General features: G+C 58.1%; 13 protein-coding genes and 2 pseudogenes. 1 reads left to right on the top strand and 14 read right to left on the bottom strand.

Features of this window, described 5'->3' with window-relative positions; translation table 11 throughout:
* Window positions 1–571 (top strand): annotated as a pseudogene (locus CO676_RS33230) (hypothetical protein); the annotation flags it as partial.
* 606 nt (window positions 572–1,177) lie between these two features.
* On the opposite strand, the gene CO676_RS33225 reads toward CO676_RS33230, so the two are convergent.
* The 14 genes and pseudogenes from CO676_RS33225 to CO676_RS33150 all read right to left on the bottom strand — a co-directional run.
* Window positions 1,178–1,537: an AbrB family transcriptional regulator gene (locus tag CO676_RS33225; RefSeq protein ID WP_179875749.1), complete on the bottom strand. Its 360-nt coding sequence runs from the start codon at window positions 1,535–1,537 to the stop codon at window positions 1,178–1,180.
* Window positions 1,537–1,830 (bottom strand): ATP-binding protein, encoded by a 294-nt coding sequence (locus tag CO676_RS33220; RefSeq protein WP_280952084.1) that lies wholly within the window; start codon window positions 1,828–1,830, stop codon window positions 1,537–1,539. The genes CO676_RS33225 and CO676_RS33220 overlap by 1 nt, the downstream gene beginning before the upstream one ends.
* 17 nt (window positions 1,831–1,847) lie before the next feature.
* Window positions 1,848–3,400: pseudogene (istA, locus tag CO676_RS33215) on the bottom strand (IS21 family transposase).
* A 136-nt stretch (window positions 3,401–3,536) separates the two neighbouring features.
* Window positions 3,537–3,779 carry an integrase core domain-containing protein gene (locus CO676_RS33210; protein ID WP_097524181.1) on the bottom strand — a complete coding sequence of 81 codons (243 nt, stop codon included), beginning with the start codon at window positions 3,777–3,779 and terminating at the stop codon, window positions 3,537–3,539.
* Between the two features lie 346 nt (window positions 3,780–4,125).
* Window positions 4,126–4,548, bottom strand: coding sequence for a helix-turn-helix domain-containing protein (locus CO676_RS33200; RefSeq protein WP_097524179.1), 423 nt, complete (start codon window positions 4,546–4,548; stop codon window positions 4,126–4,128).
* Between the two features lie 319 nt (window positions 4,549–4,867).
* Complete coding sequence (locus CO676_RS33190) at window positions 4,868–5,242, bottom strand: hypothetical protein (RefSeq protein WP_179875746.1); 375 nt, start codon at window positions 5,240–5,242, stop codon at window positions 4,868–4,870.
* 299 nt (window positions 5,243–5,541) lie between these two features.
* A complete protein-coding gene (gene nifT, locus CO676_RS33185; RefSeq protein ID WP_097524176.1) occupies window positions 5,542–5,772 on the bottom strand; it encodes a putative nitrogen fixation protein NifT in 231 nt (76 codons plus the stop codon).
* On the bottom strand, window positions 5,769–6,095 hold the full coding sequence (locus CO676_RS33180; protein ID WP_097524184.1) for a nitrogen fixation protein NifZ: 327 nt from the start codon (window positions 6,093–6,095) through the stop codon (window positions 5,769–5,771). The genes nifT and CO676_RS33180 overlap by 4 nt, the downstream gene beginning before the upstream one ends.
* 77 nt (window positions 6,096–6,172) lie before the next feature.
* The gene (locus tag CO676_RS33175) at window positions 6,173–6,367 is read right to left on the bottom strand and encodes a 4Fe-4S binding protein (RefSeq protein WP_097524175.1); all 195 of its coding nucleotides are present in this window, start codon (window positions 6,365–6,367) and stop codon (window positions 6,173–6,175) included.
* A gap of 39 nt (window positions 6,368–6,406) precedes the next feature.
* On the bottom strand, window positions 6,407–7,888 hold the full coding sequence (gene nifB / locus CO676_RS33170) for a nitrogenase cofactor biosynthesis protein NifB (protein ID WP_097524174.1): 1,482 nt from the start codon (window positions 7,886–7,888) through the stop codon (window positions 6,407–6,409).
* A 225-nt stretch (window positions 7,889–8,113) separates the two neighbouring features.
* Entirely contained in the window at window positions 8,114–9,784 is a 1,671-nt protein-coding gene (gene nifA / locus CO676_RS33165; RefSeq protein ID WP_097524183.1) for a nif-specific transcriptional activator NifA, read from the bottom strand.
* 162 nt (window positions 9,785–9,946) lie between these two features.
* Window positions 9,947–10,240, bottom strand: coding sequence for a ferredoxin family protein (locus CO676_RS33160; RefSeq protein ID WP_097524173.1), 294 nt, complete (start codon window positions 10,238–10,240; stop codon window positions 9,947–9,949).
* A gap of 14 nt (window positions 10,241–10,254) precedes the next feature.
* The gene (locus CO676_RS33155; protein WP_097524172.1) at window positions 10,255–11,559 is read right to left on the bottom strand and encodes an NAD(P)-binding protein; all 1,305 of its coding nucleotides are present in this window, start codon (window positions 11,557–11,559) and stop codon (window positions 10,255–10,257) included.
* Between the two features lie 9 nt (window positions 11,560–11,568).
* Window positions 11,569–11,986 (bottom strand): electron transfer flavoprotein subunit alpha/FixB family protein (locus CO676_RS33150; protein ID WP_144340243.1); only part of this gene is annotated, 418 nt, incomplete at its 5' end.

The raw sequence follows: 11,986 nt of genomic DNA, 5'->3' as shown, positions 1-11,986 counted from the left end.
GACTTGGATCGCCACCAACCGACCGGAGTCTGCACGCTGGGCCGCTGCAAACGACGCGAATATCGCGTCTGTAGGTCCGGCCTCCTTCGTTCGCAAGGTGACTGACGCCTTCCGCTCCGAGGAAGGACGCAACTCTGACGCGACCAACCAAGCGTCCTTTCTCGGATTGCTTCGGATGATTGTGGTCGGGCAGTCTGCAAACCATGCCTATGCGCTTGCGGCTCCTGCATTCGAACGATGGCTTAAAAGTTTCAAATTCCTGTACGACCTCCATGCGATTCCAGTTCCACCAAATCTACCCCTGACCTTCGATGCAGCAATCGGAAGTGAATTGTGCGTGATAGGAACGGCGGCTTTTGTGCGACTCTCGCTTCCACGGGTTCAATGGGATGCAATCAAAGCTTTCAAAACCTGCACTCTTCCCGAACGCTTATCAAGGAGCGAATATGGCCACGCGAGAGGTGAAGCAAGGAGGGGACTCTATCTCACCGAAAATGGCGAGGATTTACCAAAGGCCGTATCGCGCGGCCGAGGACGAAATCCGGGCAACGGAACGGATTGCCGGGTCTGAACCTTCAGCCTGACTCCTCTTCGTCGTATTCTTTTTCCATGAACCTGCCAATCCAAGTTCCCCAGCGCGTTCGATGTGCATTACCTTCGGCCGGCCGCCAAATTGACGGGAGAAGAGCAACGACTAAACGGCGTTCGCCGGTGAGTGAGATCTCGAGCTTCCGGGTTCGGCTTATCTGATCCGTTATGTCGTCTCGATTTGGCGATATACCGCATGCCATGGAGCGGACCCATGCGGAACTGAATTGGCGCTTGTTATGCATTTCCAAGTTGACGGGGAGCATGTCGTCAACGAACGGCGCCGCGCAGTTCCGCTCAGGAAGTCGATCACCGGGGATTTCATCAACTGCTTGGAAGTCGGCAAAAGTTTGAATGGCTGCGGCGGCACCTGATAGAGAAATAGCGTGTCACGCCCCGAGCAACATCGCCGGAACCGGAGACCCCGGCCGATTACCGATGACCACCCCCGAGCTAAGCTCGTGAGCGCTCCAAGCTGCTCGCGCGTCAGGATTGGGGAGGACAGGCGAAGGTGCCACCCACCATCCGCCTGGCCGGCCCATTTCGGCAACTATGTGAACCTAGCGCCTACTAGGGCAGCCCGGAGTCTTTAGCGCTTCAGCGAGCGAAACACGGCCGCCGCTCCTCCTACTACAAGAAAGCGACGGACGATCTGGTGGACGACAACGAAGGGGATCTCCACTCCGAGCGACAAAGCAATTAGACTCACTTCTGCGACACTTCCCGGCGCGTAAGCGAGTATGAGAGCGGTGAACCGGTCTCCTGTGAGGAAGGAGAGTAAGCCCGCGAAGGCGAGCGTCACGGAGAGAAGCAGGATTGTAGAACCGAACGACAGGCCGATGACTGCCATGATCTTTCTCGGCGACGCCATTGCGAAACGGCAGCCGATGGTCGCTCCGATGAAGATCTGCGCCGCGGCGCGTGCGGCAGTCGGCAGCTCGAAATGCATCAAGCCCATAACATGCATGTTGGCACTTGGATTTGCCGACGGTCCGGCCCCCGTGTTGCGGCGAAGTCGATGTTCTCGATACAGGCGTCGGGGAAGCGCAGTTTGGCGGTTACCAGCCGATTGGTCAGGCGCTTGTCGGCACGAACGGCGATCTCCCGATCGAGCATCAGGCCGAGCCATTCATCGCGGCTGAGATCGTTGCCCCGCGGTTGGTCGCTCAGTTCGCGATAAGCTGTCGCCATGCCGGAAAGGCCGAGAGCGAGCATCTGGTCGAGGGTTGGATGAGTGAGCATTGAGAGGCTTCCTTTCTTCACTGGTAATAGGAGCTGCCGCGGATGTTGTTGTGTGGAGGAGCGGGCTTAACCGGCTCGGCCGCCGGCGGAGCCTGATCGAGGTCGGATTTGAGGATGGTGCTGACGGAGGAATAGCTGAGCGCATTGATCGTCAGCGCCCGTTCGCATGCCGCCTCGAGACGCTCGGGGCCGTAGCGACGCGCGAGTGACAGAACGCCCTGCGCGGCGCGGTATCCCTGCTGCGGATGCGGCCTGTCGCGCATCAGCCGCTCGACCAGAATCGCTGTATTGCCGCCGACCTTCGCGGCCTGCTTGATCAGGCTCGCCGGCGTGGTATTGGCGTAGTGCTGATGCGTCTTCGGCATGTGCTCGCTGACGGTGACGTGCCCGGCGCCTGCGAGGTGCGGCGGTGGCTGGCGACACGCTTGTGAGCGTGGAAGACTTCGACAATCCGGGAGGTCAAGCGAACCTCGACCTGCCGGCCGATCAGGCGGTGCGGCACAGAGTAGAAGGCCTTATCGACCTCGACATGGTAGTCGGGATGGACCTTCGCCGATTTCCATTCGGCATATTCGAAGGCGGTTGCCGGAAGCGGCGCAAGTGCCGCGCGTTCGATCTCCTCGAAGAGCCGACGCCGGGACTTGCCGATGCGGCGCATCGGCCGATTGTTGAGATCGTCGAGAAGCTGGCTGATCCGGATGTTGAGGTCGGCAAGGCTGAAGAAGTGCTCGTTGCGCAGCCGCGCCAGGATCCAGCGCTCGACGATGAGAACGCTACCTTCCACCTTCGCCTTGTCCTTTGGCCGTTTTGGACGAGCAGGCAGGACCGTTGTCTCGTAATGCTCGGCGAAGGCCGCAAACGTCGCGTTGATCGTCGGCTCGAACCACAAGGGCTTGGCAACGCCCGCCTTCAGATTGTCGCAGACGATGGCTTTCGGCACGCCGCCGAAGAAGCTCAGCGCCCGTCGCTGGCCCTCGATCCAGTCCGGCAGCCTCTGGCTGAAGCTCGCATAGGCAAAGGTCAAGAGCGAAGCGGGCAGCACCGTGACGAAGGCCGGCGCCGGCCGGATCTCGCCGCTTAGAGGATCGATGATACGCACGGTCTGGCCGGCATAATCCGTCTGTATCGCCGCGCCGGCGGTGTGGCGATTGCGGAAAGTCGCATTGGCTCGCTGTTCGAAAGCGGCAAACTGCTCGCAGAACCATGTGTATCCATAGCCATTCGGGTGCCGCTCCCGATCTTCCTGCCATAGCAGTGTCAGCGTCACCCCTTTGCGCTTCAGTTCGCTGGCGATGTTCGCCCAACTGGGCTCGTCCAGATCCTGCGGCGGCCGCCCGCGGCGGTGGAACAGGCGACGCTGCAAAACGGCGTCGTCATCAAGGCCGGGCGGCAGGGGCCAGCATGACAGACCCTCTTCCCGAGCCCGCAGAAGGTAGGTCGACACGGTCGTTTTGCTGATCTTCAGCCGCTCCGATATCGCCCGAACAGAAAGCCCTTGTTCGTGCGCCAGTCTCAAAATCGATCGAATGTCCTTCACACTCGTAAGTCTCGCCTGCTTCCGTCTCGCCATTCACCCCACCTCGCTCAAATCGAGGTGCAGAATGACAAAGACGGCGCGGGCGAAAGTCGATCTTTTGTCGCCGAGAAGACTGGAGTGCACCCCCAGACTGAGACAAGGAAAATCGCGGACAGTTTCCCGTGTTCAGCTATGCCGCCTTTTCCATCCGTCGTCCACCTGAATGCATCTGTTCGTATTCTTCCCGCGTGAGATAGTCGAGCGCCGAATGCAGGCGCTGCGTGTTGTAAACGGTCTCGATGAACGCGCCGACGCGCCTGCGGGCATCATCTGCGTCTTTATAGGCGAGACCTTGCACCTCTTCCTGCTTGAGGGTTTTCATGAAGCTCTCCGCCTTCGGTGATATCAGCAACCCATAGCTGGTTGACCCCATTGAGGATCATGCCCTGGCGAGGTTCGGCACGACTTGCCAACCATGCCTCGAGTTGGTCGTTGTAGGAACAAAGGATCTTGCGCGCAGGCACAACAGATTGTCTTCACGCATGATGCGTAGAATGCACTTGTGGTTGACTTGCCACCCCTCCCGACGCAACAGGGCTCCAATCCGGCGGTAACCGTAGTGCGCGTTGCCGAGCGCCACCTTTTGAATGAGGTCGCGCAAACCTGACTCGGCCCGACGAGGGGCCGAATCTAGCCAGCGACGGTAATAACTCGCGCGGCTGACGCCAGCAGCCAGCACATTCGATCGATGTTGAATTCGCCTTGCGACAGGCCAGTCGTCATCTTTTCGATGACTTTGAAGATCCCGTTTCGCCAAGAGCGCTGCTTCGATGCTGATCTTCTTCGAAGTGCCGCAAGGCTTCGCGAAAAAAATCGAGATCGACCTGCTGTTGCCCGACCTTCTGCTCCAACTCCCTGATCCGGCGCCTGGCCTTGGTCAGAGCCTTTTCCTGAGGCGCGGGTGGATCGACTGTGCTCTGCAATTGCAAGTCCCCGACAAGGCCTCCCGCCACTCTCGCCGGCCGGCCGCGCCGACGTGACTTCAGGTTACCACGAACCCTGAGGTGATCGCGCCACTCGTAAAGACGTTGGCGACTGATGCCAACCTCATCTGCCAACTTGCTGACGGTTTCACCGGCCTCCATGCGCTGGACAAGCTCCAGTTTTTTGTCCTCATCAATGACTCTTTGCCGTCTGGCCATGCCCAGTTTCCTCTCCTTGCGGGGGAAACTGTCCGCGATTTTCCTTGTCTCAGTCTGGGGGTGCACTCCAAGACTGTCTGCGATTTACCGAAACCTGCACTTGAACATCGCAGGCGAGAATGACGTGCCGAGCATTGCACCAATAACAGCGGTCATTGACGGTCGAAAAAGACAAGGCACCGCCACCGGGAGCCTGAACAGCGCACCCACGCCGGTGGCGATAACGGCGCGGTTGAGCCAGGCGAGCGGCCACATCACCCACCCGCCAAGAGTTACCAGTGCGAGAGTGAGCGCAAATTCGGCGACTGACGAACCCTTGTTACGTATCATCGGCCACAGAAGCCATAGCCTCGGAACGCGTGACGTTTGGCGCGCGGTGGAAATGGACACGCATCAAATGCATTTCCGAGTGGGTTGATGCAGCGGTGCGGCGCCTTTGATCGGATTTAGGCCGCATCGTTTGGAACAAATTCGCAGTGGACGCCGTAGATTTGTGCGATCGCCGGTCGTCGAGAACCATCACGCAATCTTCGCAACTCTTGTGCAGTCGGATTGGCACGCCAAACCGGAAGACGGTGATGCCCTTGATCAGTTTGGTCGAACCTTCGGGTGTACCAAGTGACGCAGTCGGCGCGCCGCGATCCTCGGACTTCAGTTTTTCCGGGCGCAGGATAGCTGCCTTTGCAGTTGTCATGGTGGGCTCCTTCATTAGTGCGCTTGGGTGTCGTAGACTCCCGTGGGGCCGATTGCACAGACGGGATCTGGGTAGCCACCCTTCGGTCGGCAGGCGCACTGCGGCAAGTCGTTATGCTTGAGCAACGGCCGGCGGCAAAGTGGAGGGGAGCTCCACGGCACGATGGCATGAAGGCACCAAGCAGATCGAAGGCAACACAGGTGTCTCAGGCATTCGAGACTGAAGGTTCATCGACATCGGATCAAGCTACTTCGGCATGGCTATTGCGAAGACGAGATGCTCGGAAGTCAGTATTGTATTCATGATGTTTCTCTTTGCACTGCATCATTCACAATCTTCTTCGCCTCGACGGTGACGGGTAACTGGGTGTCCTTCGCAAGATCGGGCAGTAAGAGGCGCCAGCCGTTCCTGAGCACCACAAAACCGCCCCATAGGCCGTCATTCTCAATCTGGACGATCGGCTCTTCGAGATCCTTCTTGGGAACATAGGCGGATAAGCCATTGCCGGTTCTGCGGATTGTTACTTTCATCTGGGTTTTCCTTCGTTGACACCAGTGGCGCATTCAGTACTTTTCCGGGTTGAGGCCTCCTCGAGGCTCCTCAGTTCACGCGCACGCATTCCAACGACGTTGCCGCGATCAATCCATTCGACGGCATAGATGTAAAACTGCTGGAGAAAGGTCCCGACATCGCGCACAAATCCCGCGTCGCCTTTCCTGACTAGGCCTTCTCCGATTTCCTTCCCAGGATAGGTGCCGTCGTTTTTGATGTGGCGTGTAGCACAGACCCTCTCACCCGGCATAAATCGCGGGGGCTTGTGGATTTCAATCTCCTCTTCGCGTCCAAGGCCCATCTCCATTCCTTTCATCGTTAGAGTTACGTGGGAAAAACCACGTCCTGCCGCGAACGAAGCCTGGCTTCGAACCGGACTTAAGCCGGCATGCAGGTGTTCGGCACCGGACATACAGAGGCGCATTGCTGCAGCTCAAAAACTCCCTCGCATTCGGTGCATTTCTTAGGATCGATCACGTACTTGTCGCCCTTTAGCTCGATGGCGTTGGAGGGACATTCGAATTCGCAGGCGCCGCACTGGGTGCACTGGGATGCGATGATTTTGAAAGCCATTATTCAACTCCTGGTTAGGTCTCGATCGATATGCCAAGCTCAAGCCGTTGCCTTCGATGGGGCGGTACCATACTCTGTCGCGTGAAGAGCGCTGATCGCGGCCTCGATGTAGTCATAGCCATAAGCGTCCGTGGCCCGGATCCCGGCTTCCATGAGCTTCTTCTTGGGGCATTCTCCGATCCTGGCGCACAGCACGAAGTCTATGCCTTCGAGCGCAGCGATGATGCCGAGGAGGGCGGCGTCCTCGCCCCAGCCGCCGTGGCAATACGGCTCGATTTTGCGATGCCCCACGAATTTGATCCCGGTTTGCGAGGCTTCGTAAACCTGGAACTCCTTCGCATGGCCGAAGTGTTCGTTGATGCGTCCGCCCCCCTTCGTCGCGACAGCCACTTGAAGCGATCCACGGATCTTCACTGATGTAACCGCTGCGATCGCCTTCTCCTTAGCCGCCAAATGGTCATCGCGTATGCCTGCGACCACCTCCCGGTAGGCGTGACGCTTAGCACCGTCGTAACGAGGTTCGAGCGGAATCTGGTCGAGCGTGAACTCCTGGCCCCGGTCAGTACCGAGGAGGCCGACTGCATCGGCACGGCACTGTCGACAGTGACGCATCAGCTTGGCACCGCCTTCGAGACTATCCTGAAGCGCCTTCAGTTCGAGCGCATTTGGGCCGCGCTGTCCGGTCAGGCCAAACGAGGTGCCGTGTGCCGGGTCGGAAATCAGTGGCATGACGTTGTGCAGAAAGGCGCCGCGCTCGGTGACCCATTTGTTGACTTCGATCAGGTGCTCGTCATTGACGCCGGGGATCATCACCGAATTAATCTTCGTAAGAATGCCGCGTTCGCTCAGCATCTCAAGGCCGAACATCTGCCGCTCATGCAGGATTTTGGCGGCATCCATGCCGGTGTAGCGGCGATGATCATAAAAGATCCATGGGTAGATCTGTTCGCCGACTTCTGGGTCAACCATGTTGATGGTGATTGTCACGTGGCTGATGTTCATTTCCACCAACTCGTCGACATGCTCCGGCAGGGCAAGCCCGTTGGTGGAAATGCATAGCTTGATGTCGGGAATCTCCCTGGCGACGCGTTCGAAAGTCGCCCTTGTCTTGTTCCAGTCGTAACACGCATCGCCCGGCCCCGCGATGCCAAGAACGGATAGCTGCGGCACTTCGTTGGCGACCGCAATCACCTTGCGTAGCGCCTCGTCCGGTGTCAGCTTTTCCGACACGACGCCAGGCCGACTCTCGTTGGCGCAGTCATATTTGCGATTGCAGTAATTGCATTGGATATTGCACGCTGGCGCTACTGCGACGTGCATACGTGCGAAATAGTGGTGCGCTTCCTCTGAAAAGCAAGGGTGATCCTTGACCTTCTCCCAGGTAGCCGAATCCATGTCGGTTGGCATTGAGGACGAGCCGCAAGACGAGGACGCGCAACCACCGGATTTTGCGGTTGTCAGCAACTGCCCAGAGGATGTCGTGTTCGTCAGGCTTTCAAGCGAAATTATCGGTGCACTCATCAAACGGCTCCACTGGTGAGTAATGCTCGTCGTCCAAAAAGCAAGCACTGTGCCAACCGGATAATATTGAAATTTCAAGGGTTTGGCGTTTCGTGTTCGATTTGAACCAATAGGCCCCGATGCAGTTTTGTCGAATTCGCGACAGAAGCGGCCAAATTGGACGATACACCCGCGCGCCTGAGGAGGAGGGGAGTGGCCGAGCCCAGATAAGAGGGCTCACCGACTTTAGATTTTTTTCACCTGTATACGATGCCGGCGTAAAGCATAGCCGACCTGCCGTGGTGTTAGGCCGAGGAGTCGAGCTGCCTTCGCCTGAACCCAGCCGGCCTTCTCCATCGCGTTAATTAGCAGCTCGCGGTCCGTTAGTTGTGGTGCCACCGTTAAGCTGCCAGGGCCGTTGGGGTAACCGAGACCGACCGGCGATTCGACGGGCAAACTCTTGCTCATAGTCAATCCGTTGAGCGAATGGGTGCCAAGCGGTCTGTCAGCGGTTTTCCCGAGCATTGAAGAAAAGCACTGGCCACTCTGGCAGGAGAAATCCGATGGAACAATCGTCCCCGAACGCGCGAGAGTGGCGGTCCTCCGGACGCAGTTTTCAAGCTCCCGGACGTTGCCGGGAAATTTGCATCCTGACACGATCTCGAGTGCAGCAGGCGTGAATTCGAGATCGCGATTGTTTTCGCTGTTGAATCGGTCGAGGAAAACCTTCGCAAGGCGTGGAATATCTCCATTTCGCTCCCTGAGAGGCGGCAAAAACAGAGGCACTACATTGATGCGATAATAAAGGTCGGCCCGGAACTCCCCATCCGCCACTGCCGCCTCAAGGTCCTTGTTAGTGGCGCATATGAGCCGGACGTCCACTTTGAGTGTTTTTGTGCCGCCAACTCGCTCAAGTTCACCTTCCTGCAAGACGCGCAACAGTTTCGCTTGAAACGCCGGCGAGATCTCGCCGATCTCGTCGAGCAGCAGCGTTCCACCATCCGCCAGTTCGAAACGGCCTGCGCGCTGAGAGATTGCCCCGGTAAAGGCGCCCTTTTCATGCCCAAATAGTTCCGATTCCAGGACGCCTGCAGACAGTGCGGCGCAGTTCAACTTCACGAAGGGCTTCTTTCTACGGGGTGAAAGCTCGTGGATTGCCTTTGCAAAGAATTCCTTGCCTGTGCCGCTTTCGCCCCTGAGGAGCACCGCAGAGTTGGTTCTTGCAACGACTTTGACGCTTTCAATCACCTGCTTGAGTGCGGGGCTTTCCCCGACAATCCAGTCGATTTTCGTAGGCCGTTGACGGGCTGATTCGGGCAGTTCCTTGTCTCCGGAACTAATCTTGCGAGCACCCTCCTCGCCCATGGTCGGCCTGCCATCGCGGCTCTCGTGGCCATCCAGCCGAACCGCCCGGGCCGCAAGGTTGGCGACCATTGACAGGAAGCGTACCTCTTCCTCATATTGTGCCCTCGTGGCGTCATCTTTTTCGCGGTCGATCCATAGTGTTCCAAGCGTTTCTTGATCGACCTTCATCGGGACACCAATGAAGGTGACCTGGCCAGTGCCGCTCAAAATACTTTGAAGCTCATCCTGAAACAGGTCCGACTTGCAAGTGTCCGGTACTACCAGCGGCGCACCTTTTGCGACGATTCTGTCTATTGCAGCCTTCGCTGGAACGTGGCGAGCGCCCGATGATGCAGGCTCCACCCCAAACGTCGCGGTGGTCTCGGGCTCTCCTTCAGCGGTCAGAACGACGATTGCACCGCGTCGCATTGGCAAAAGTGCCGGGAGGGTGTTAATCACATTGGCAAGCTTGATCTCGAGGCTGGCTGGAGTGATCAGGACCCTTGATATCCGGTAGAGACCGCTGCACCCCAAGTCTCTTTTGTGCATGGTTTTAGTGGATAATTCAGTCATGCCCTCATCGAGCCGCTTCGTGTGAGCAAACACCCTGAGCGTCGTAGGGATATGGCTCCCCTACGCGAAAATGCCGCCTTGTTAACATTGTCAAGTGCTTACGCTTGCACTTGTGAGCGCCCGTGAACGTACCCGTCTTGTTAGACAAAATCGAGATGCAAGTCATCCGAATTTGAAGAGCACACCAAATCCACCTCGCGGATAGCTCCAATCAATCTCACCGCTTTCTTCGCACAGTACTCTACATGTCCCGCACTCCATGCATCCATCCGCAGTAACCTCTACTTGACCGTCTTCATTCACCTGATAGCAGTTCGCTGGGCAAACAACGGTCAGCGCCAGCAGATTCGGGCTCGGAGACTGATGCTGTCGCACCTTGATGTGCGGACGCCCTGAGTCTACCAGGTAACGGTTTTGATAAAGCTTGTCCTCAATGCGAACGACTGAAGCTCTCATCTCAATACTCCCCTTTAGCGCCAGGCCAGTGCCAAGCGGACTGCGTCGCTGACCAGTCCCCATCGCGAACGCGCCTTGATAAAGGCGGCCTTGGTCGCTTTTTCTTTCTCGATCTTGGGTGTGCCGTCGACGCGCACAAAGTTTTGCGCCGCCTGCGACAGCAACCGCGGATAGGTCATGAAGAAATTGCGTGAATTCGTGTGAAGTAGGGCGGGCATGTCCTTGTATTTTCTAAGGTCTTCCACAACGAAAGATTTGTCCAGCATGGCCTTGTAAAGTGAGAGATTGTCCCTCGTCATCGGGCGTTTTCGGCTCTTGATTGCGGCGATCGCTTCGCCGGCGATGCGGCCCGAGGTCATGGCGAGGTTCGAGCCCTCGCGGTGCACGGCGTTGTTGAGCTGTGCTGCGTCGCCAACCACAACCCAGCCATCCCCAAAGAGCTGCGGAATTGCCTTGAACCCGCCCTCCGGGATGAGGTGCGCCGCATATTCCTTAATCTCCGAACCTGCAATTAGCGGCCGGATCGACGGATGGTCCTTGAAGGCGTCAAGTAGCGCGTATGGACTTTCCAGGCTCGCTGCGAAATGGGAGACAAGGCAGCCGATGCCGAGCGAGATTGATTCCTTGTTGGTGTAAAGGAACCCCAATCCGGCCATTCCGCGCGAGATTGTCCCTGCCGCTTCAATAACGCAGCCTTGATCGCCGGTAAGGCCGAAGCGCTCAGCGATAACCTCTTCCGGCAGGAAATGCATTTCCTTGACAGCGAGTGCCACGGCTTCCGGTTTCGGTACCTTGCGAAATCCTGCTCTCGTGCCGAGGAGGCCGTTGACCCCTTCGGCGAGAACGACCACGTCCGCACGGATGCCGCCCGCTCGATCGGTATGGACGCCTATCACCTTACCGCTAGCATCGCGAGCCAGTTCCGTCACCGTGGTCTCGCACAATACTATCGCGCCCGCGGCTCGCACTTTGCGCGAAAACCACTTGTCGAACTGGGCGCGAATGATCGTGTAACGGTTTGGCGTCGGCTCATTGAAGTCGTCCGACCGGTAGTGCATTCCGGTGTGTGAGGTGTCGTCCATCAGCCAGAACCGCTGCTCGACCAGATGCCGCTCAAGAGGTGCATCATCGCGGAAATCCGGAATGATTGTCTCCAGCATGTTGGCGTACAGGATGGCGCCCTGGACGTTCTTGGAGCCCGGATACTCACCGCGCTCCAGCTGCAACACTTTTAGACCGCGGCTTGCCATCGTGTAGGCGGCCGCGTTTCCAGACATACCGGCACCGACGACGATGGCGTCGAACTTTTCCTCGGTCATAGGTTTACCTCAGTTGACAAGTTTGAGACGGTTGGCCGGCGCCAGCCGTCTGATGAAAGCGTCCGTCAACGCCGGCAGAAAGCTGACCGCATCGGCGACAACACCGAGATTGGCGAAATCGAAGATGGGCGCGGTCGGATCGGTGTTGATGGCGACGATGAGGTCGGCGCCCTCGACGCCGACGCGGTGCTGGACCGCGCCGGATATGCCAGCCGCTATATAGAGTTTCGGGCGGATCGTTTTGCCGGTTTGGCCGATCTGCCGATCAGCCGCCATCCAGCCCTTTTGCACCAGCGGCCTGGAACAGCCGTAATCCCCGCCGATCGTCCGCGCGAGGTCCTTGATCAGCCGCAGGTTCTCCGCAGTGCCGAGTCCGAGCCCGCCGGCAACCACCACGTCGGCATAGGCGAGATTGGCGTTCTCCGAC

It is taken from the genome of Sinorhizobium sp. BJ1 (assembly GCF_002531555.1).
Classification (GTDB): domain Bacteria; phylum Pseudomonadota; class Alphaproteobacteria; order Rhizobiales; family Rhizobiaceae; genus Sinorhizobium; species Sinorhizobium fredii_B.
This window is presented reverse-complemented; position numbering and strand designations above follow the sequence as displayed.